Source organism: Luteibacter sp. 621 (assembly GCF_050435445.1).
Lineage (GTDB): Bacteria > Pseudomonadota > Gammaproteobacteria > Xanthomonadales > Rhodanobacteraceae > Luteibacter.
This window is the reverse complement of sequence record NZ_JBNDKI010000001.1, coordinates 202,559-224,637: the sequence shown is the minus strand read 5'-3', so window position 1 is coordinate 224,637 and position 22,079 is coordinate 202,559. Positions and strand designations below refer to the sequence as shown.

Below are 22,079 nucleotides of genomic sequence, written 5' to 3'. Positions count from 1 at the left end.
CAGCAGCGGGCCAATCGCGAATCACTCATGGCTGATTGCCTCGAATACGTCAGCGACGAGCGGATGGCCCATCGCCCGTAGAAGCACGCCGATCAAGGCGGCGGCAGAGCCGAGCACCGCTACCGCCCCGGCGAGTGCCCACAGGGCGAACTGATGCTTGGTCATGTACCGATCCGCCAGGCCATCGATCTTGTCCGAAAGCGTTCGTTGTACGGTGTCGATCTTTTCAGTGAGCGTCCGTTCGACCGTGTCGATCTTTGCGTCGGTAGCATCGAGCCTGGCTTCCGTACGCGCCGAGATGCATTCGAGAGCGCTGAGGCGCACATTGATCTGGCGCACATCGGCGCGCGTCTCGGCCATATCGCGGCGGATGTGTTCGACGCCGCTTTCCAGTCTGCTAATCCGGGCTTCCATACGTCCTTCGCTGGGTAATTTGTCTACTTGGCTGCGTGCGGAGGCCGGGCATGAATTGCCCGTTTGGCGGTGTATTCGCGCAGTGTCGCAGCCATGGTGTCCTGACCCTTGGGTTGACCAGTTGCCTGGATGCTACGTGGTCGTGCGGCCAGACGTGCCCGCGTTGTTGCGTAGTCCAAGCCCTACAAGCCTGGATGCGGCCAAATAAAAAGCCCGCGGAGGGGGCCGCGGGCTCGGGTGTACGTCCATCGATGCAAAGGCTGCAGGGGAACAGCCGGAGATGCGTGGGACCGGTGCCTCTCGGCAACCTTGGGAATAAATATACTCGCCGGTACATGAATGAACGTTAAGCCGCGCCCGTAGGCCGGGGCACGGGCCCCGAAACCGTACACCCTGTGTCCGCCAGCGTACGGCGCTGTGGGCCAGAAACGGCGCTGTAGAGCCATTTCTTGGGTTGGCACGGCCCGTGCTCTAAGGCTCCCATGGATATCGCCAAACCCGCCACCCCCATGCTTCGCCGTCCCCGCCTGTGGTGGCTGACCGGCGCCGCCGTCACGTTGGCCGTCGTGCTGGCTGCCTCCCTGGCCCTGGGCCGGGCCGCCCCGGCCGTTGCCCGTTCCGATGTGTGGATAGGCACCGCGGAGCAGGGCCAGATGAAGCGCGAGGTTCGCGCTAACGGAACCCTGATACCTCGGCAGCTCCGCTGGATTACCGCCGGCGCGGCGGCGACGGTGCAGCAAGTGGTCGTCGAGCCGGGCGCACGGGTCAAGGCCGATACGCTCATCCTCCAATTGGTGAACCCCGAACTGCAGGCCAATTTCGTAAAGCAGAAGGCCGCACTCGCCGGTGCAGAGGCGGCGGTCGCCGCTCAGAAGGCGCTCCTGCACTCGCAGTTGCTCGATGCGCAAGCCATCCAGACCCAAACTGAATCCGACCTGCTCACAGCCGACATCAAACGTATTGCGAACGAGCGCGCGTACGAGAAGGGCGCTTCGGCCGAGATCGAGGTGAAGCAAAGCAAGATCACCGTGGAGCAGGACAAGAAGCGCCTTGCGATCCAGCAGCAGCGCGTCGCCGCAATCAGGGCCAACATTGAAGCGCAGATCCGCGCCGAAGAGGCCAGGCGCGACGAAGCCGCCAGCGCATTGGAGATCGCGCGGCAGCAAATCGATTCGCTGGCCGTCCGCGCGGGTATCGATGGCATTCTCCAGCAGGTGGATGTGGAGCCGGGCCAGCAGATCGCCTCCGGTGGCAAGCTTGCCCGCGTCGCCCGCCCCGATGACCTGATTGCCCGCCTGCAAGTGCCTGAGGCGCTTGCCAATGATCTGGCCCTCGACCTGCCCGTCGATGTCGATACCCGCAACGGCCACATCACGGGTCGACTCACGCGCGTCGACCCCTCGGTGCGCAATGGCAGCGTTACCGTCGATGTCGCCTTCGATGCGGCGCTTCCCGCAGGTGCTCGCCCCGATCTGTCAGTAGAAGGCCGCGTGGTGCTTGGCACGTTGCCGCATGTCGTGAACGTTGGCCGCCCGTATGGCGCGGGCGCTAATACGGCGGGATCGTTGTTCGTGATCCGCCCTGGCGATAACGAGGCCCATCGCGTGCCGGTACGCTACGGCGCCATGTCGAGCGACCGCGCCGCGGTGCTCGAAGGGTTGCACGCCGGCGACCAGGCCATTCTTTCCGATACCAGCCAGTGGAACGGCTATGACACCCTACGCTTACGTTGAGATGGAGAGCGACCCGATGAATCCCGCCACCCCCGCGAATGACCGCGCGCCCTTGATCCGCCTGGAAGGCCTGGGCAAGGTGTTCCACACCGACGAGGTGGAGACGCATGCACTCTCCGGCGTGTCGCTGGATATCCATGCGGGCGATTTTGTTGCCATCACGGGGCCTTCTGGCTGTGGCAAGTCCACGCTGCTGTCGATGCTGGGGCTGTTGGATTCGCCGTCGGCCGGCCGTTTCCTGCTGGATGGGAACGATGTGGCTGGCCTGGACCTGCGCAGCCAGGCGCGCGTGCGCAACGCGAAAATCGGTTTCATCTTCCAGGCCTTCAACCTGATCGCCGACCTTACCGTGGAAGAAAACGTCGCGCTGCCGCTCACCTTCCGCGACGACTACCGCCGCGACGTGGCGCAACGCCGCGTGCGTGAAGTGCTGGATCAGGTTGGCATGAGCCACCGCAATCGGCACTACCCGGGGCAGCTCTCTGGCGGCCAGCAGCAGCGCGTGGCGGTGGCGCGTGCCCTGGTGGGCGAGCCACGCATCCTGCTTGCCGATGAGCCTTCCGGTAACCTGGATTCGCGCAATGGCGAGGCGGTGATGCAGCTGCTGGAACAGCTCAACCGCGCTGGCGCCACGCTTTGCATGGTTACCCACGATCCTGCGTTCGCACGCCGCGCCGGGCGCATCGTGCATATGCTCGATGGTTGTATCGTCGATGAAGATACGTTCGAGCGCCTGCGCAACGAAGAAGACAAGGACATGCCCCTCCTGCGCGAGGTGACGCCGTGATCCCGGCCTCCGTCGCGATGGCGGAGCTGCGCCAGTCGTGGCGCGGCATGTTTCGCCGGCCGGCCTTCCTGTTGCTGGCCGTGTTCACGCTATCCCTTGGCGTTGCCACCATCACGGCCATGTTCGCGTTGCTCGATCAGGCGCTCCTGAAGCCGCTGCCGTTTCCGCACGCCGACCGGCTCGTCACGCTGGGCACGTACATGGACGACTACGGAAACGCCGCCGCACCGGGCTACTACGAACCGTTGAAGGCCATGCCATCGATCGAATCGGCGGGCATGATCGATGGCGGGAACGTCAACGTGAACATCGCGCCCGATGGCCGGCCCGAGGTAGCACTGGCGACCCACGCCGATCGCGGCTTCTTCGCGACCCTTGGGCTGCCCATGGCGCTGGGGCGTAATTTTGATGATGCTGAGAATCGTCCGCATGGCCCGGGCGCCGTGATCCTGACCAACGCCTTCTGGCGATCGCGATTCGGTGCGGATCCCGCGGTGGTCGGCAAGACGCTCCAGGTAGAGGGGCAGGGCATGCAGATCATCGGCGTGCTGCCCCGCGAGTTCCAGTGGCCTGTGCCGCTCGACATGGTGTTGTCGATGCAGCCCGACCCGGCATCACAAAACATGTCCACCAACCAGCAGATCGTGGCGCGCATGAAACCCGGTGCCACGCTGGCCGGTACCGCAGCCGAGACCGCGGCCACGCTCACGCCCTTGCTGCTTGCGTCATCCGACGATGCGGCCAGGGCACGGGAAGCCCTTAGCCTGCAGCCGCCTCGCGCCCTGCCGCTCCTGAGCGACACCTACGTCGGCGAGCATGGCAAGACGCTGTGGCTGTTTCTGGGGGCCGCGGCCTGCGTGCTGTTGATCGCCGTGATCAACCTGGCCAGCCTTATCTTGTTGCGTTCACTCACGCGCACGCATGCGAGCGCGGTGCGTGCGGCGCTCGGCTCTTCCACCGGGCGCCTGAGCTTGCCTGCCTTTGGCGAGGGCCTGCTGATCGGCCTGCTCGGTGCCTCGCTGGGCCTTCTGCTCGCCTGGCTTGGGTTGAGGCTGATGGGCGATCTCGTGCCGCCGGAGTGGCTGCGCGGGGAGCATGTCGCGCTGACGGGCATGAGCGTCGTCTTCGCCCTGGTTGCCGGCCTGGCGGCCGCGGCGGGCGCCACGTTGCTCGCGGTGCTGCGTGGCCGGCGCCGTGACTGGCGACGCGAGCTGGTGGGCGGCGGCCGCGGGGGCATGAGCCGTGAGGATGGGCGGGCGGGGCGCGCATTGGTGGTCGCCCAGGTCGCCGTGGCCGTTGTCCTGTTGGTGGGCGCGGCGTTGTTTACCCGTACGCTGTATGAGCTCGAATCCATCCCCATGGGCTTCACCAGCCGCAACGTCACGACGTTTACGCTCTCGCCCGTGAAGCAGCGCTTCGTTACCGTGGCCGACGTGTCGGTGCTCGCCCGCAAGGTCCGGGAGCGCCTGGCGCGCCTGCCGGCGGTCGAGGGCGTAGGTGTTTCCAGTAACTTGCCCACGGGCTCACAGCTGAACTGGCCCATCGTGCTGCCCAATGGCGCGCCGCTGGGCGTGCAATACCGGATGACCGGTCCCGGATTCCTCGAGGCCGTGGGCGTGCCACTGATGACCGGTCGCCTGTTCGCGGATACGGATGTGGCGGGTGCCGATCCGGTGTGTGTCGTAAGCGCCGCGTTCGCACGGAAGTATTTCGGCGATGGCGATGTACTTGGGCGTGTTGTGATGCTGCGGTTCGATGACACGCGACAGCTTCCGCTGCGCATCGTCGGTGTGGTCGGCGATGTGCGCCAGCGTGGCCCGGCCGAACCCATGCCACCGATCCTCTACACGCCCCTCGCCCAGGTGCCCGAAGGGATCTGGACGATCATGCGGCAGTTCGGCCCACTGAGCTTCGCGGTGCGCCTGCACCCCGGCATGGGCCTTGACGATGGCGTGTTGGGTGGCGCCGTGAACGAGGTGGCCCCGGGCCAGCCGATCTCCAACGTGCAAACGCTGGATACGGTCGTCGCCTCCACGACCAGCGAGCAGCGCCTCAATCTGGTTCTGGTCGGCCTTTTCGCCGGCCTGGCGCTCCTGCTGGCGTCGGTGGGCCTGTATGCCGTGATGTCAGTGGCCGTGGCTGCCCATCGCCACGACTACGGCGTACGCGCTGCGTTGGGCGCCACGCAGAAACGCCTCCTGCTCACGGTGATCCGCGCGGCGTCAATGCAGGTGGGGCTGGGCCTGGCCATTGGGTTGGCGACTGCCATGGTGCTATCGCGGCTGCTGCGCACCTTCCTTTTCGGTATCCAGGCATTGGACCCACTGGCGATCGGCGCGGTGCTGCTGATCCTGGGGGCATCGGGTTTGCTGGCGAGCCTGCCACCTGCCTGGCGTGCGGCGAAAGTTCGACCGATGCAAGCCTTGCGCATCGACTAGCCCGTATCGCATTCAACTGATTAGACTGCCACGCATGACTGAACGCTCCCGCACAGATCGCACGTTGCCGCATGTTCTCGTGGTCGATGACCAGGATGCCGTGCGCGATGCGGTGCGCCTGTTGTTAAAGCACTCGGGCTACCGCACCAGCGAGGCGGCGGCACCTGCCGAGGCGCTGGCGATGATCCAGGCCGACGATTACGCCGCCGTGCTTGTCGATATGAATTTCGGCAAGGACACGACATCGGGCGAGGAAGGCCTTGCCCTCATCCGTGAACTCACTGCGCGCAAGCCCGAGGTCCCGGTGATTGCCATGACCGCCTGGGCCAGTATCGAACTGGCGGTGGAGGCCATGCGCGAGGGCGCGGCCGATTTCGTTGAGAAGCCCTGGCAGAACACCCGGCTTCTCAGTGTTCTGGAATCACGCATCGCACTGCGTCGGCGCGAGCGCGATGTGCAGCGCCTGAGCGAGGCGCAGGCGCTGTTGCTTGATGATGGCGAGATCTTCGTCGCCGAATCACCGGCCATGCGCCGGCTGATGGACGATGTATCGCGCATTGCGACAAGCGATGCTGCCGTGCTGTTGCTTGGCGAGAATGGCACCGGCAAGAGCGTGCTGGCCAGGCGCATCCACCGGTTGTCGCCACGCCGCAAGCAGGCATTCGTGAAGGTCGATATTGGCGGGCTGGCACCCACCTTGTTCGAGGCCGAACTCTTCGGGCACGTGAAAGGTGCCTACACTGATGCGCGCCAGGATCGGGCGGGCCGCTTTGAAACGGCCGACGGAGGAACGCTGTTCCTCGATGAAATTGGCAACCTCCCGCTGGAGCAGCAGCCCAAGCTGCTTCGCGTGCTGGAAGAGGGGGAATTCGAACGGCTTGGTGCCTCGCGCACCCAGCGCGTGGATGTGCGCATCATCGCCGCGACCAACGCGGATCTCGATGGTGAGGTGGAGGCCGGGCGCTTCCGTGAAGACCTGCTCTATCGTCTCAGTGTGTTCCCCTTGCGCCTGCCACCGCTACGCGAGCGGAGGGACGATATCGTGCCGCTAGCCCGCCACTACCTTGAAGCCGCCGCCCGGCGCTATCGGCGTGAGGCTCCGGCGCTGGATAACGTGGTTGAGCGTGCGTTGCTCGAGCACGCGTGGCCCGGGAACGTACGTGAGTTGGCGCACGCCATGGAACGGGCCGCTTTGCTGGGCGGCGGGCGCGTCCACATCGATGATCTACGCCTGCGAAAAGCAGCGAAGCCGCGTGGCATCGATGACATGACGCTGGATGATGCCGAGGCCATGATGTTGCGTGTGGCGATTGATCGCCACGATGGCAACCTGATGCGCGCAGCGGAACAGCTTGGCATCACCCGCCAGCGCCTGTATCGCCGACTGGAGAAATACGGGCTCCAGCGCGATGAAACCGAGTAGTACTACGGCGACCGGCCTGCTCGTCGCGTTACCAGCGCTCCTCGCGTTGACGGGCGTATTGCTGGCCGGTGTTCCCTCATTGGCCGAGGCGGTGGCGTTGGTTGCCCTGGTGATCGTGCTGACGTGGGCGGCCTGGCGTTTTGCCGGCGAGCGTACCAACCGATTACAAACCGTGGTGAACTTGCTCGAGGCTTTGCGCGAAGGGGATTACGGCGTGCGCGCGTCGGGCACGGCGCGCGGGGACGATTTCGGTGATATCGCACGCCACTTCAATGCGCTGGCAGCACGGCTGCAGGATGAACAACGCGGCTTGCACGAATCGCTGCAGCTGCTGAGCAAAACCCTCGCGGCGCTGGATGGCGCGGTGTTCGCGTTTGAACGTGACGGCCGTTTGCGGCTGGTCAATCCTGCAGGCGAGCGGTTGCTCGCCCGGCCCGCACAGGAGTTGCTTGGCACGGATGCGGCGATGCTTGGTCTCGCTGCGTTGTTCGATGTGCGATCGGGCGACATCGTTCCTCACGCGTTTGCGGGGCAGTCCGGGCGCTGGCAAGTAGGCCATGCGTCCCTTCGCAGCCGCAGCCAGGAGGGGCGCCTGCTGGTAATGCAGCCCATGGAGAGGGCCTTGCGTGACGAAGAGGCGCAGGCGTTTCGCCGCCTTCTGCGCGTTCTGAGCCACGAAATCACCAATTCCATGGCGCCGATCGCATCGCTGGTGGAAACGCTGCAGGGGGTGCTGCCTACCACCGGGAGCCCGCTCGACGGCGAACTCCACGAGGATTTGCGCCACGGGCTGGATGTCATCGGCCAGCGCAGTGCGGCGCTTCAGCGGTTTATTGGCCAGTACGCCCGGCTGGCACGCCTTCCGCCGCCACAACCGGCGGTAGTGGATGTGGTCGCCTTCTGTGAGCGGGTGGCGGGGCTGTTTAATGACCCGCGCATTCGCATCGCCCCCGGTGCGGCGCTACAGCTTCACGGCGATCGCGATCAGCTGGAGCAGGTGCTCATCAACCTGCTTCGCAATGCGGTCGAAGCCGGCGGCGACAGCGAGGTCGTGCTCGGCTGGCGCCGCGCCGACAAGCACGTACTGGTGGAGGTAAGCGACCGCGGCCCCGGGCTACCGCCCAGTGGCAACCTGTTCGTACCGTTCTTCACGACGAAGGCCAATGGCGCGGGCATCGGCCTGGCTTTGTCCAGGCAGATCGTGGAGGCCCAGGGCGGCACCCTGGAGCTTCACTCGCGTGAAGGCGGCCAGGGCGCCGTGGCCCGCATAAGCCTTCCCTTGGCAGCGCCGGGCTAATTACCGCCCCACCCGCGCCGCACAGGCCCAATGCACATCTCCGGCAGTTCGCCTGCGGTACAGGCGGCGCGCACCAGCGCTCGGCTAGGCTAAAGACTCCATCAACGAAAGAGGGAGTACGCCATGCGTTCCATGTACAAGTGCCTGGTTATGGGTTTCCTGGTCCTGGCCTCGACCGGTACGGCTGCCGTGCAGTCGCTCGATCTTCCGTGCAACCCGCTGGTCTGCTCTGTAAAGGGCCCCTGACCTAAGGCCTGCGTCGGGGGCGGCCGAACGTCGCCCCCGGTGTTTTACGCCCGTCGCCCGGAAGGGACCGCGCGGGCGACAGGTGCGCGGTGACCTACGAGAAGCGCGCCGGAGATCACCATGGCCAGCACGGCCTCGACGCGGATGGTGTTCGCTTCTGCAAGCAATCCCGGCGACGCCAGGGCGGCTTCCAGCGCCAGGGCAATGCTGGCGGCCATGCCGCCCATCGCGGTGCCATGCCACCCGTGCCGCCAGGCCATGCCCAGGACAGGCAGGAGCAACGCCAGTCGTGCTATCTGGCGCAGCATGTCGTCGTGCGTGGTCAGGCCCACCCACACCAGCGCTGCCAGCACGGGGAGCAGCCAAGCCACGACATCCTTGAACAGCGGGCTGCCGACGATACGGGCAGTGGTGAGCCCCTGGCCGCGAAGGTTCAAGAAGCGCTCGCGCAGGGCCAGGATGGTCGGCGTGAGGGTCAGCGCGCCCAGGTAGGAGCCGAGGGCGTAAGCCAGGAAGTAACCCATAGGGCCGGTGGCGGGGTCCGGCCACTCGGCGGTCGGGGTGTTCAAGATGGCGGCAAGCGCCGTGAGCAGGGTAGCGACGGAGGTGATGACGGCCGTGGCCAGGGCGGCCACGAGAATCATCGGCAGCCGCACACCGCCGCGCTCGTCAATCACTGGCCAGTAGCGTCGTAGTGGCTTCAGGGCTGCCATCCAGAGCACCACCATCGGCACGGCAGCCGATATGGCCCAGGGTAAGCCCATGTCGCGGCCGTTTGCCGCGGCATCCTCGAGAAGAGGAAGGCCTTCACCCAAGGCCAGCGCGGGCCAATAGCGTACAGGGAGCAGAAGAAGTGCCGCCAGGCGCAAGCCGGACGTCAGCATCCACTGGGGAAAGGAAAGATGGCGCGCGATCTCATAGCCGGCGCCGTAGGCGGCAGCGATCGCGAGGTGCTGGCCCCAATGCCAGGGCGTGTGTCGAGCTCCGAGCCCATGCGCGCGTCCATTCATCACCGTTGCCAACTCCTAGCCATGTAGTCGTGGTCCGATGGCGGGAAGGATGCCACGTTTTCAGCTTGCCGACAGGTGGGGAAAGTTCTTAGGACGCCCCGGCGTATATCGCAAGAACACGCCGATGATAGAGCCGCGTATGGACCGTCATGCGCGGGAATGTATCGGGGGAGCCTTTCTTCCTATATATGCCCATGAGATCAGGCCAGGTGCGTCGTTATAATCATCCGATTGAAGCCGCCTGAGGCAAGAACATGCTGACCGACATCACCGAATCGAAAGCCGCCTGCCATTGCGGCGCCGTACGCTTTACGGTGAGGCTAAGCGACGGATTGCGCACGGCCAGGCGTTGCAACTGCTCCTTCTGCCGCATGCGTGGCGCCATCGCGGTTTCTGCGGGGCTGGATGGCATCACCATCGACCAGGGCGAGGAATCGCTCAGCGTGTACCAGTTCAACACCGGTACGGCGAAGCATTACTTCTGCTCACGGTGCGGCATTTACACCTTCCACCAGCGGCGCTCGAATAATGCCCAATACGGTGTAAACGTCGCCTGCCTTGAAGGCATTAGTCCATTTGATTTCGAAGAGGTGCCGGTGCTGGATGGCGTCAACCATCCAGCGGACACGGGGCTGAGTACTGGTACGCCGGTCGGATTTTTGCGGTACACCGCAGTGGCGCCCGAAAGCCCTTCGGTACCCATGATCCGTCGCGCCCGGCTGAAGTCCGGACAATAGGGATCAGCGTGCGGCACAGGATCGTCTCTAGCCAGACACTGGCCCGCCTGTTATTCACCGTCGCGCTGGCGCTTCTGTCGGGGTGCGCCATGGTCACGGTGGGCGATGTCTCCCCGCGCGAGTACATTGCTCAACGCCGTGGCGATATCCTTTCCAGCCGCCATTTGAGCGGCCAGACCGCCGAAACGCTGGCCATGGCGGGGCTCGATGACGAACCATGCGAACGTGCGCCCCTGCCATGCATCAACGCATTGACCGCTGTTACGCCGATGGCGGAAGAGCGCCGGCAGGCGGCCATCGCTGAGCTGTGGGTAGCACGTGCCACGGGGGCCGATTTCGGTACCGGTCCACAAGCGGAGCAGGCACGGGTCGAGGCGTACTTCGAGGTGGCGCGGCACGCGTATGCCTACCTGTTCTTCACCGAGCGCAATGCGTCGGAACGCGCCTTTGAGGACCGCCAGACCCAGGTACGCGACTACTACAATTACGCCGTACAGCAGTTCGCGGTAGCGTTGGGGCGTCGCGCCCGTGAACGGCCCGGCACAGGTCTCACCACGGATGTGGGGCAGACCCATGTGACCGTGGATCTGCACTCATTGTCCTGGGCAAATGAGCGGCCACGTGAGGTGGTCGCCGCTTCGGGTTTGCGCTTCCAGGGCATTCGTAGCACGTACCGGCGTGATGGCCTGGGTGCCGAACTGGTGGTGGACCTGCGGCCAGACGACGGTACGGTGCCGAATAAGGCGTACCAGGCCATGCCAACGCCCTCGGCCACCGCTTTTCTTCGTTTCGCGGGCGACAATCTGAATGCGGTTCTCACATCCAGCAGCGCCGTGCTGGAAGGGCATGATCCGTTCCAGGACGCGACGGTATCGGTTGGCACCACCACGGTGCCGTTGGCGGGTAACTTCACGGCGGGCTACGGCCTGTGGCTGGCACGGTCCGGTTTCGCTTCCCAATCGCTGGCCACCCTGTTTGGGCGGACCAGTGGGATTAACGCGCCACGCATCTACCTGATGCAGCCCTACGATCCGAATCGCCGGGTCATTTTATTGCTGCATGGGCTGGCTTCCAGTCCGGAAGCCTGGGTGAATGTCGCCAACGACATCCTCGGCGACGAACGCCTGCGCCGGCACTTCCAGGTGTGGCAGGTTTATTACCCTACCAATATGCCGATCGCGCTGAACAACCGCGCCATTCGCGATGTATTCGCTCGCACGCTCGCCCATTTCGATCCCACCGGCCATGCCGTTGCCTCGCAGAACATGGTGATCATTGGCCACAGCATGGGTGGCATCCTGGCGAGGCTGATGGTTTCGTCCTCGGGCGACATGATCTGGGATGAGGTGGCACAGGGCAGTGCACGAAGGCGCGCGTTTCTTTCGCGCCGCGCGAAGGATGTGAGTCCTTACCTTCGCTTTGATGCGCTACCGAACTTCGACGAAGCAATCTTTATCGCTGCCCCGCATCGCGGTACGGATTTCGCCACCAATCGGCTTGCCCGGCTGGTATCTAACCTGATCCGATTGCCCGCCGCGGTCGTCACCCAGTTCGGCGGTATCCTAGCCGACCTTGCAGGTGACGACGGCGAGGCACAAGGCCACAAGGTCGCGCTGGTGCCTAATAGCGTCGACAACCTGCGTGCCGACGATCCCTTCATTCGCGCTGCAGCCAATCTGCCCATCGCGTCGACAGTTCACTACCACTCGATCATCGCGCGTCGTAGCCCCGATGGCCCGCTGGAAGATACGAATGATGGCCTGGTGCCGTACTGGAGCTCCCATCTGGCCGGTGCTGAAAGCGAGAAAGTGATCGTTTCCGGCCATAGCGTGCAGGAGACGCCGCAAGCCGTTCTCGAAGTGCGGCGTATTCTCACCGAAAACCTGAATCGTGCGAGTACAGATCCGCAGTAGCGCCTAGTTTCCGCCGACGATATCGACGGCGTCGGCGAGATCACCATGTCCGGTCATGCGTAACAGAAGAGCAATAAAGGAAAGCGTGGCTGCAAGGGCGGCGGTTATGCCGCCGGTAATCCAGAGCGACAACTGCAGCTTGGTGGGATAGCGTGCGAACCGCTGTTCCATGCTATCGAACCTGGCGGTGATGAGTTGCTGAAATCCGTCGAACCGTGCCGAGAAGTCAGCCTGGAGGCTGTCGCGAACGCCGTCAATCCTCGCATTGAGGCTTGCCTGAAGGCAGTCTCTGACTCCATCAATTTTGTCGGAAAGTCTCTGCTCGACACCATCGATCCGGGCGGTGAGTTTTTCCTCGACGCCGTCGATCCGGGCGGTGAGTTTCTCTTCGACGCCATCGATCCGGGCGGTGAGTTTTTCCTCGACGCTATCGATCCGGGCGGTGAGCCTTTCCTCAACACCATCGATTTTCTGGGCCGCATTCGCTTGCAGGCCATCGATGCGGGCGCCGTGTATCACATACATGGCGCGAAGCGTTCCACTCAGATCCACGATGGCGCATTCGATAGCGCCAACGCGGTGTTTGATCTCGCGTATGTCGCCCCGAACGTCATCGAGATCGCGGCGAACGTACTCAAGGGTGCTTTCAAGGAGTGTGACTCGGGCTTCCATAGGGATCTGATCGGATGCCTTTCCGGTGTAGGCAACGCCGATTCGGTTTCCTCGATCGTATGTTGGGGTAGGGGTGGGTCGAGATCGTGCAGTCATGAAGTCTCTCGATGTGTTGTCCGGCGAGTCCATGCTAGGGCCTTGTTCCCTAGGAAGTGCCCGCGCCGACGCGTAGGCGATCGCCTACCAGAACGGCAGGCCTGGTCGTCCAAGACAGGCGCGTGAAAGGCATTTCAACCGCAAGGTGCTAGAATTGCTGCACTGCATCAAATTCCAGTGCCATGCCAAAGCTCAAAACCCGCATCATCGACCTCGCCGCCGCTGCCCGCGTGAGCCCGGCGACGGTTGATCGGGTTCTCAATGGAAGGGGTGGCGTGAGTGAGCGGGCACAATCGCGTGTGCTTGAGGCTGCCAAGCGGCTTAAGCTCAACCGGGTGATCGAAACCCCGCCGGCTCGCTGGCTCAACGTGCCAATCCTGATGCAATCGCCGACCATTCACTTCTATAAGGAGCTGGCCCGGCGGTTCGGCGATCACGAGATGGCCATGCGCCAGCTCAAGGTGCGCAGTGCCGTGCACACCTTCGAAAGCATCCTGCCGGCGGAAATTGCCGAGCAGATCGAGCGCCTCGCCGCCGGGGCCGATGCCCTCGTGCTCACCACCCACGACCATCCGTTGGTGCGAGCCGCCGTACGCCGCGTCAGTGCGCGCTGCCCGGTGATAACCCTGGCCTCGGATATTCCGGCCAGTGGGCGCCTGGCCTACGTGGGCACCGATACCGAAGCTGCCGGCAGGTTGGCGGGTGAACTGATGGGCCGCTTTCTCGGTCCTCAGGGCGGGCCGATTCTCATCATCAAGGGTTACCACCACTTTCGCAGTCACGAGCAGCGAGAGCGGGGTTTCCTGCAGGTTCTACGCGAGCATTTTCCCAACGTGCGGATTATTGCCCGGGGTGATAGCCGTGAAGACCCCACGAGCACAGCCGACATCACCCGCGATGTGCTGCACGCCGTTCCCGGCCTGCGCGGTATCTACAACACATCGGTGGGTGACGAAGGTGTGGCCGATGTGCTGGTTGCGGAAACCAAACCGGACGATGTGATTTTCATCGGCCACGACCTGACCGATAGCAATCGGCGCCTGCTCGAACTGGGCCATATGGATGCGGTACTGGACCAGAACCTGGCGGGCCAGGCTGCGCGAGCGCTTCAGCATGTCCTGGCTCGCTTTGGCCGCGCCGCGGCACCTTCGCCGATATTGCAGCCCACCAGCATCATCATGCGGGAAAACCTGCCCGAAGTGATTTGATGGAAAACCATCAATCTCACGGGTTGAGGGTTTTACCTCAGAACGGCTGTTCATAATCGAAGGGTTCTCCCGCTTCTCAGCCGTCGCAAAAGGAAGCCTTATCCATGTCGAACCCCCCTGTGACACAGGCGGTGGGCGGCGACGCTTTGCCTGAAAATCCGGCGCGTCGCCGTGTTCTGATCTCCGCCGGCCTCGTTGCTGCCGCTGGCGCATTGCTCCCCTGGGCCCGCATGGCGTACGCCGAATCGCCCGCCCAGGCCAGCCCCGCTCAGCTCGATGCCTTTCTCCGCCTTGGCCAGCGCCTTACCGGGCGCGAGCACTTGCCACCTGACATCTCCGCTCGCTTGTTTGCCGCGCTCGCGCAGGGCGATCGCACGTTCGGCGCAAACGTTTCGCGGCTGATCCAGGCCATGGATGCTGCCGGTATTAGCGACATGCATCGGTTCAAGGGCTCTTCCGTCGATACGAATCCGGAAATGAAAGCCCTTGCGGTCAGCATCGTCAGCGGCTGGTACCTCGGTTACACCGGTACCCCCGTTGGGCTGGCCGTAAAAGACGACACGCAGTTCATCACGTACACCGGTGCTCTCATGTTCGAGCCCACCCGTGATGTGACCGTGATTCCCACGTACGCCCGCGCAGGTACGGATTACTGGGCCGCCGCGCCCGCCAGCATCGCGACCGACTGAGCCGCGCAAGGACACCACCATGACTACCCAATACGACGCCGATGTGGTCGTTATCGGCTCGGGCGCGCTTGGCAGCAATGCAGCGTACGAACTCGCGAAGCAGGGCCGTTCCGTCATCCTGCTCGAGGCGGGCTCGCGTATCCCGCGCTGGAAGATCCTGGAAAACTTCCGCACGTCATCGCGCAAGGCGAACTTCAACGATCCCTACCCGAACGAGCCCTGGGCGCACACCTCGTACGATCCTGAGTATCTGGAAAACACCGGGTCGTTCAACTTCCGCCCGGGCATGTTGAAGCTTGTGGGTGGCACGACGTGGCATTGGGCGGCGGCGTGCTGGCGCTACCTGCCCAACGATATGAAGTTGAAGACGCTGTACGGCGTGGGCCGCGACTGGCCGATCGAGTACGACACGCTGGAGCCTTACTACCAGCGCGCGGAAGAAGCGCTGGGTGTGGCCGGTAACGGCGAGGAAGACCAGAGCGGGCAGGGCGGAAAGGCCTGGCCGCCGCGCTCGCAGCCGTACCCGCTACCGCCGGACGCCACCACCTACATGAACCAGCAGTTGGTGAAGCGCCTGGCGCCTGAGGGCTATCACTACATCCACGAGCCCAACGGGCGCGTCACCCGGCCCTACGACGGCCGGCCCGCCTGCTGCGGTAACAACAACTGCATGCCGGTGTGCCCCATTGGGGCCATGTACAGCGGCGACATGCACGCCACGCACGCCGAGAATGCCGGCGCGAAGCTGGTCACCGAAGCGACGGCGTACAAGCTGGAGAAGGGTGCAGGCAACAAGATCGTCGCGGTGCACTACCGCAAACCGGATGGCACCGATGTGCGCCTCGCGGCCCGCTACTTCGTGGTGGCCGCGCATGGCTTGGAAACGCCCAAGCTGCTGCTGATCTCCGATGTGGCGAACTCGTCCGATCAGGTCGGCCGCAACCTCATGGACCATACGGGCATCGGCCTGCTGATGATCGGTGACGAACCGCTGTGGCCGGGACGGGGCGCCGTGCAGCAGGGTGGCATCTTCAACTGGCGTGATGGCGATTTCCGCAAGCAGCATTCTGCTGTGAAGCACTCGATGTCGAACGCCGTGCCCAACCGCACTATCACCGAGCGCCTGCTGAAGCAGGGCGTCATCGGCCCCGAACTGGACGAGCGGATCCGTCACGATGCCGCCCGCTGGATCGACGTGGGCACCGTGTTCGAGATGTTGCCTAACCCGGGCAACCGCGTGACGCCAAGCACTAAGAAGGATGCTCTCGGCATACCCATGCTCAGCGTCCACTACGACGTCGACGACTACGTGAAGGCCGGCAAGGAGGTCGCGAAGAAGGATTACGCCCGCTTCGCGAAGATCTTCAACGCCGAGGTGATCGAAGACGAATCGGGTTGGCAGAACCGCGACCACATCATGGGCACCGTGATCATGGGCAGCGATCCGAAGACCTCCGTGGTGAACGGCGATTGCCGTACCCACGACCACGAAAACCTGTTCCTCGCCACCACCGGCGTCATTCCCGCCTCGGGCGTGATCAACCCCACGCTCACGGGCGTGGCGCTGTCGATCCGCATTGCCGACACGATCAACAAGGAAATCTGATGCGAGCGAACCTCACGTCACACTGGCTGGGCCGTGCGGCGGTGGCCCTGGCGGGTGCGCTGTCCCTCGGCGCACACGCCCAGGACAGCGATCTGGTCGCACGGGGCAAGGTCGTGGCCACGGCCGGTGACTGTGCCGCCTGCCACACCTCGAACCCGTCCCACCCATATGCCGGTGGCCGGGCCATCGGTTCGCCCATGGGCAATATCTATGCATCCAACATCACGCCGTCGGACGGGCATGGTATTGGCGGTTATACCGAGCAGCAGTTTGCCGTTGCGCTGCGCAAGGGCATCAATGCGAAGGGCCAGCACCTGTACCCGGCCATGCCATACACGGCGTACGCGGGGATGTCCGATGAGGATATGCATGCGCTGTATGCCTACTTCATGCAGGGCGTGAAGGCGGATGACAACGTCGTCCCCGAAACGAAGCTACCGTTCCCTTACAGTATGCGCTGGACCATGGCTGGCTGGAATCTCCTCTACCTAGGTGATGGCATCCATCCCGCCGCGGGCAACGAAGATGAGCGGGTGAAGCGCGGCCATTACCTCGTCGATACCCTTGGCCACTGCAGTTCGTGCCATTCACCGCGCACGTTCCTGATGGCCGAAGACAGCCACGCTTACCTCGCCGGTGCGAAGATTGATGGCTGGATTGCGCCCAACATCACCTCCGATTCGGTGAGCGGCATCGGCGCATGGTCCGAGGATGAGCTGGCCACGTACCTGAAGACCGGCCACGTGAAGGGCAAGGGGCAGGCAGGAGGCGGCATGGCTGAGGCAGTGGAGCAGAGCCTGAGCCACCTTTCCGATGAAGACCTGCACGCGATGGCGGCGTACCTGAAGACCGTGAAGCCGATTCGCGATCCGAACGATACGAAGGCTGCGTTTGAGTACGCCGGCGCCGCCGCCTTGCCGCCCCTGGGCGAGCGCGAGCCGGTGCGCCCCGATGGTGCCGCCGATCCAGAGGCCCTGCGCCTGGCCACCACCGCCGATGGCGCAACCCTGTACGCAGGGGCCTGCGCCAGCTGCCACCAACCCGACGGGCTAGGCACACAAGACCAATACTTCCCGTCGCTCAGCCATAACCGTGCCGTGGGTATGTCGGCCCCGGATAACCTGGTGATGGCGATCCTTCACGGTATTGACCGCAAAGGTGCCGATGCGCACGTGGCGATGCCCGCGTTCGGGCGTGACCTGACCGACGCGCAGGTGGCGGCCGTGGCGACCTACGTGGAGCAGCATTTCGGTAACCCCGACGTTAACGTAAGCGCGAATATCGTAGCCGACATGCGCTCGGGCGGCTCGAAGCCGCTGCTGCTGCGGCTTACGCCCTACCTGATGCTCGGCGGCGTGGTGGTTGCCGCTCTGGTGCTGTGGCTTCTCGCCGCGATGATTCGCCGCAGGGCTGCCACGACTGCGAGGCGTCGCCGGTAGGCTGGTCAGTCGCCACGGATGGCTTTGATGACATCGGCGGACAGCGGGTGGTTCGCTGCGCGAAGGAGTGCTTCAGTAAATGCGAGAACGGCGGCGAGCACAACGGAAAGAAAGGCACCAGCGGTCACCAAGAGCTGGACCTTTGTAGGGTGGCGTTCCAGAAGCTGGACGATGTGGTCGAATTTTGCAGATGACTTTGCGTCCGCCGCATCAAGTGCCCTGGAAAACTTTGTATCCATTGCATCGAACGCCGCGGAAAACTTTGCATCCATCGCATGGAGCGCGGCGGAAAACTTTGCATCCATTGCATCGAATCTCGCATCCATGGCGTCGAACCTGGTATCCACGGAATCGAACCTTGTATCCACGGAATCGAACTTTCCGCAATGGGATGCATCCACAGCAGTAAGCTTCGTATGGAAGACCTCGCGTGTGTGCGCCAGTTCAGTGGTCATATGGCGCTCGAAGGCACCTATCCGGGTATCCACGACCTGTTTCAGGCTGTCCACCTTGCCATTCAACGTGGTCAAGCCCGATGCCAGGCCGTCAACCCGCTGCCTGATATCACGGACGTCGTCGCTGACTTCATCGAGGCGTTGAGTGACGTGCTTGAGGCCCGCTTCTACATGACTGATTCGGTTTTCCATGTGGCGATGATCGGAGGGACCATCGGGTAAGACAACCTCCACGTTCGTCGAACGGTGCCGGCTGGTTTCAGCACCTTCTTTGGTTACGGTAATCATGAGTGCGTGTTCTCCATACGCAGCGCGGTCTGGCAATGCTAAACCGTCTCATCAAGGGCGATGCCCTCGTCCCTGCGTAGGGGTTTTCCGAATGTGCTCCGTGTTGGTCGATGTCCTGTGCGCGGGCACACCCATCGCACGATAAATCGGAGCCTTCCACGAGCATGCCAGCGTTCGAAAAAAAAACGCCACCAGTATCCTGGTGGCGAGGGGAGTTTGCTTACCCCTGTCCAAGGGGAAATTGTTCTTGAGTTCGGTCCGGCGCCCAGGCTAGGGCGCCGGCCGGGACAAGTGGCTATCAGAAGTCGTACGTCGCCGTGAGGCGGGCGTAGCGCGGCTGCTGGTAGAACTGGCCGAGGTCGTAGTTGTTCAACACAGTCAGCGGCGTATCGGATTCATACGTCGCGAAGCTGTTGAGTGGCTTACGCTCATTGCTCACGTTGAACACCTGCAGGCCAAACGACGCCTTGCCATCGAAGATCGCCGGGCGGTACGTGACCGCGAGGTCGAGCTGCTTGAACCAAGGGTTACGCTTGACGCCCGGGGGCGACGGCTTCCCGTTGCAGTTGTGGTACGACGAGCCATAACCGATCGGATCCGGATCGGCCAGGGCATCCTCGTAACCCAGGCACTCCTTCGGCGAACCGGAGGCCAGGCGCAGGTTGCCGGACACCATCCACTCATCGGTGAGCGAGTACGAGCCGTAAGCCTTCAGCTGGTGGGTGCGGTCGTTCGACAGCAGGCCGTTGGCGGAACGCATCAGCTCGGCCGAATCCCAGTCCTGGGTCTTCGAGATATCGGTCTGGCCGATATCCGACTTGGTCTGGCCTTCGGTGTTGCCGTACGAGCGCGAGAACGTGTAGTCGATGCGACCCTGCCACTTGCCGTCGTACGGATGGTCAAGGTAGAGATCGAGGGCGTAGTAAGCGCGCTTGGCCTTCTGCGAGAAGCCCCAGTCCTCCTGGTTCATCTTCACGTCGGTGCGGCCGCTGCCATCGAGGTTGGCGAGGCTGAACGTGTTGGTCGAACCCGGGTTGAAGATAACGCAGCCCGGGATGTTCACCGAATCCGGATCCAGGCCTTCGCGTACCATCTTGTCGGCGATCTTGCCGGTGTCGCAAACGTCATCGATCGCGGTGCGGAGCTTGCGCACCGTGACCTTGGCGCCCGTGACCCAGGCCGAGCCGAGCTGCTTGTCGAAGCCGAAGATGGCTTCATCCTGGTACTGGCTCTTCAGGTCGCGTGCGGCAACCGCCTGCGCGTCGACCGGCTGGCCGTACTCGCCATCGGGCGAGGCCGGGCCATTGGCGCTGAGCGAGGTCAGGCCGGTCGGGCGGCCGTATTGGTCGATGCCGGTGTAGTTGAAGTACTCGTAGGTGAGCGTCGAGGGCGAAGCACCACGCACGGCCACGTTGTTCGGCAGCGCCAGGTAGTAGCGACCGAGGTTGCCGTAGATCTTCAGGCTGGAGTCGCCGAACACGTCCCAGGTGGCGCCAAGGCGCGGAGCCCACTGCGCCTGGTTGTTCACGTAGGGCTTGTTCTTGTCGTTGAAGTTCTTGAAACCGTCGTTACGGATACCGACGCTCACCAGCACCTTGTCCGTGACCTGCCAGCGGTCCTCGAGGTACTGGGCGCGCTGGTCAAGCGACATGTTGGTGACCGACGAGAAAATGCGCTGGCTGACGTAGTAGCCATCGCCACCGGGTGCGCCTGCGCCCAGGGCGCCGCTGATCGGCTGGTCCGGGTGTGCGGAGTGGCCGTACTGCCAGTAGTAACCGGGGCCGCTCGTGGCGATACCTTCGTCGAGGCCGCGGTAGTGCATGTTATCGATACCACCAGCCAGGTGGTGGTCGCCGACCTGCCAGTCGAGATCGATGCGGAGACCGTGGGTACGGCTGCCCGCGCTCGGATCCTGCGTCTGGTTGGACGGGTTCAGGTTGGTGATCGGGGTGCCACCGTTGAGCGCCGGGTTCTGGTTTTCCGGGAAGTTGATGTACGGCTGGCTATCGATGTTCGGGGTCGGGTTGGCCAGGTAATCGTCGGTCCAGCCCTTTGCGTACGTCGCCGACAGGGTCAGGTCATCGGTGATGTACGAGGTGTACTTGGCGATCGCGAACTTCGAGGTGATCTTCGACGTGTTGGCATCGGCGCCGGTCAGGCCGGTGTGCGAGCGGGTGTCGTAGTCGTAGCCAGTGTAGACGCCACGCTGTTCATCGGTCGAGTGGATGCCGGTGAGCTCGAGGATGTTGGAATCGTTGATGTTCCAATCGAGCTTGGCGTAATACTTCGGCAGGTTGTACTTGTAGTGGTTGGTCGCCACCGGGTTTGCTTCAACCGAGGAGGTGCTGTCACCTTCGGACTTTTCCGCTTCCGCGGCAACGAAGAAGAACAGCTTGTCCTTGATCAGCGGGCCGCCGACATACGCGCTGTACGTCGTGGTCCACTTGGTGTTGTCCTTGTAATCGCGGTACGGCGTGCCGACCTTGCTCTCATCCTGGTAGCCGTAGCCTGCCGGGAGTGCGCGGGTACCGTAGTACTCCGTGCCCAGCGAGGAGGCGGCGAAACGCGGCTCCCACAGCACCTGCGCACCAAAGTGCCACTCATTGGTGCCGCGCTTACCGACCTGCGAAATCACGCCACCGTCGGAGCGGCCGTATTTTGCCGAATAACCGCCGGTATAGACTTCCTGCTGGTCGATCGCGCCGTAGGGCAGGCCAACACCGCCGAGCGACTTGTACGGGTCGGTCGTGTTGTAGCCGTTGATGTAGTAGGCGTTCTCAGAAGCGCCCGAACCACCGAACGAGACGGTGCGGTAGCGGCCATTGCCCAGCGTGCTGGAGCCCGGCACGGCGCCCGGCGCGAGCAGCGCGATGGCCTCGGCGTTACGGCCCAGCGGCAGGCGGGCGAGGGTTTCGGAGGTAACGACGGTGCGCGAGTCGACCTGCGAGGTATCGATCGGCGGGAGCGCATTGGCGGAGACGGTGACCGACTCCAGGGCCTGCGCATTGGCGGCGGTGGCGGCGGTGGTGAATGACACATCGGTGCTGCCACCGACCTTGATGTTGACGTTCTTGCGCGAATCAACGACGGCACCGTTGTTCTTCGCATTCACTGTGTAAGCGCCGAGCGGCAGGTTGCTGATGGTGTAGCGACCCTGCGCATCGACCGGTACTTCGCGGCTGAAGCCGGTGCTGCCGGTGACCTGCACCGTAGTGACGCTGCCTGGCTGGACCGTACCAGCAATAGCGCCCGTGGTGGCCTGGGCGTGTACGCCCCCCGTAAGTCCCAGGCCTGCCGCGAGGGCGAGCGCCAGCGTAGACCGACGCAGCATCTGCGCCTGTGCTTGGTTGCGTGACATTAAATTTGTCTCCCCAGATGGCCTTGCGGCCGTAGCATGCGGTCAAAGAATGCCCGCACAAATTTTCGCAATGCGTGCCACACGATCTTTCGATCAACGTCGCACGAAAGCAGCGCTACCCGTCGCTACCTTTCGCCGACGTTAAGATTGCGTGCGTAATCGTGTCTATCAGGTTTTTTCCTATGTCCGGCACCTATAGACATCGCAAGTACTTGCGATTTCACGTAAGGGTATGAAGTAGCAGTAGTAATTTCGCGTTCCAGGTCTTTG

17 protein-coding genes are annotated in these 22,079 nt (G+C 63.5%); 12 read left to right on the top strand and 5 right to left on the bottom strand.

All coding sequences use genetic code 11. The features are described from left to right. Positions 1-21: 21 nt before the first annotated feature. On the bottom strand, positions 22-414 hold the full coding sequence (locus ABIE56_RS01040) for a hypothetical protein (RefSeq protein WP_429241975.1): 393 nt from the start codon (positions 412-414) through the stop codon (positions 22-24). A gap of 482 nt (positions 415-896) precedes the next feature. On the opposite strand from ABIE56_RS01040, the gene ABIE56_RS01035 reads away from it, so the two are divergent. The 6 genes from ABIE56_RS01035 to ABIE56_RS01010 all read left to right on the top strand — a co-directional run bounded on the left by ABIE56_RS01035 (position 897) and on the right by ABIE56_RS01010 (position 8,338). Then, entirely contained in the window at positions 897-2,147 is a 1,251-nt protein-coding gene (locus tag ABIE56_RS01035; RefSeq protein WP_429241974.1) for an efflux RND transporter periplasmic adaptor subunit, read from the top strand. 16 nt (positions 2,148-2,163) lie between these two features. Next, positions 2,164-2,934 carry an ABC transporter ATP-binding protein gene (locus tag ABIE56_RS01030; RefSeq protein ID WP_429241973.1) on the top strand — a complete coding sequence of 257 codons (771 nt, stop codon included), beginning with the start codon at positions 2,164-2,166 and terminating at the stop codon, positions 2,932-2,934. Continuing rightward, positions 2,931-5,372 (top strand): ADOP family duplicated permease, encoded by a 2,442-nt coding sequence (locus tag ABIE56_RS01025; protein ID WP_429241972.1) that lies wholly within the window; start codon positions 2,931-2,933, stop codon positions 5,370-5,372. The genes ABIE56_RS01030 and ABIE56_RS01025 overlap by 4 nt, the downstream gene beginning before the upstream one ends. Positions 5,373-5,406: 34 nt before the next feature. After that, a complete protein-coding gene (locus tag ABIE56_RS01020) occupies positions 5,407-6,795 on the top strand; it encodes a sigma-54-dependent transcriptional regulator (RefSeq protein WP_429241971.1) in 1,389 nt (462 codons plus the stop codon). Then, complete coding sequence (locus tag ABIE56_RS01015; RefSeq protein WP_429241970.1) at positions 6,782-8,092, top strand: sensor histidine kinase; 1,311 nt, start codon at positions 6,782-6,784, stop codon at positions 8,090-8,092. Before ABIE56_RS01020 ends, ABIE56_RS01015 begins: the two co-directional genes overlap by 14 nt. 123 nt (positions 8,093-8,215) lie before the next feature. Continuing rightward, entirely contained in the window at positions 8,216-8,338 is a 123-nt protein-coding gene (locus ABIE56_RS01010) for a hypothetical protein (protein ID WP_429241969.1), read from the top strand. A 44-nt stretch (positions 8,339-8,382) separates the two neighbouring features. Here the strand turns inward: ABIE56_RS01010 and ABIE56_RS01005 are convergent, their stop codons facing one another. Beyond that, positions 8,383-9,348, bottom strand: a complete 966-nt coding sequence (locus tag ABIE56_RS01005; protein WP_429241968.1) for an MASE1 domain-containing protein — start codon at positions 9,346-9,348, stop codon at positions 8,383-8,385. Between the two features lie 254 nt (positions 9,349-9,602). Between ABIE56_RS01005 and ABIE56_RS01000 the strand changes: the two genes are divergently transcribed. Next, a complete protein-coding gene (locus ABIE56_RS01000; RefSeq protein WP_429241967.1) occupies positions 9,603-10,085 on the top strand; it encodes a GFA family protein in 483 nt (160 codons plus the stop codon). 8 nt (positions 10,086-10,093) lie between these two features. Beyond that, positions 10,094-11,998 (top strand): esterase/lipase family protein, encoded by a 1,905-nt coding sequence (locus tag ABIE56_RS00995; RefSeq protein WP_429241966.1) that lies wholly within the window; start codon positions 10,094-10,096, stop codon positions 11,996-11,998. Positions 11,999-12,001: 3 nt separating this feature from the next. Here ABIE56_RS00995 and ABIE56_RS00990 read toward each other — a convergent pair whose 3' ends face one another. After that, positions 12,002-12,799 carry a hypothetical protein gene (locus ABIE56_RS00990; RefSeq protein WP_429241965.1) on the bottom strand — a complete coding sequence of 266 codons (798 nt, stop codon included), beginning with the start codon at positions 12,797-12,799 and terminating at the stop codon, positions 12,002-12,004. Positions 12,800-12,948: 149 nt separating this feature from the next. On the opposite strand from ABIE56_RS00990, the gene ABIE56_RS00985 reads away from it, so the two are divergent. From ABIE56_RS00985 to ABIE56_RS00970, 4 genes are all read left to right on the top strand, one after another. Further along, a complete protein-coding gene (locus tag ABIE56_RS00985) occupies positions 12,949-13,974 on the top strand; it encodes a LacI family DNA-binding transcriptional regulator (RefSeq protein ID WP_429241964.1) in 1,026 nt (341 codons plus the stop codon). 104 nt (positions 13,975-14,078) lie between these two features. Further along, positions 14,079-14,663, top strand: a complete 585-nt coding sequence (locus ABIE56_RS00980) for a sugar dehydrogenase complex small subunit (protein WP_429241963.1) — start codon at positions 14,079-14,081, stop codon at positions 14,661-14,663. A gap of 19 nt (positions 14,664-14,682) precedes the next feature. Beyond that, positions 14,683-16,269, top strand: coding sequence for a GMC family oxidoreductase (locus ABIE56_RS00975; protein ID WP_429241962.1), 1,587 nt, complete (start codon positions 14,683-14,685; stop codon positions 16,267-16,269). Further along, positions 16,269-17,708 carry a cytochrome c gene (locus tag ABIE56_RS00970; protein ID WP_429241961.1) on the top strand — a complete coding sequence of 480 codons (1,440 nt, stop codon included), beginning with the start codon at positions 16,269-16,271 and terminating at the stop codon, positions 17,706-17,708. Before ABIE56_RS00975 ends, ABIE56_RS00970 begins: the two co-directional genes overlap by 1 nt. A gap of 5 nt (positions 17,709-17,713) precedes the next feature. On the opposite strand, the gene ABIE56_RS00965 is transcribed toward ABIE56_RS00970, so the two are convergent. Continuing rightward, positions 17,714-18,451 (bottom strand): hypothetical protein, encoded by a 738-nt coding sequence (locus tag ABIE56_RS00965; RefSeq protein ID WP_429241960.1) that lies wholly within the window; start codon positions 18,449-18,451, stop codon positions 17,714-17,716. Between the two features lie 298 nt (positions 18,452-18,749). Further along, entirely contained in the window at positions 18,750-21,809 is a 3,060-nt protein-coding gene (locus ABIE56_RS00960; RefSeq protein ID WP_429241959.1) for a TonB-dependent receptor, read from the bottom strand. Positions 21,810-22,079: the final 270 nt, after the last annotated feature.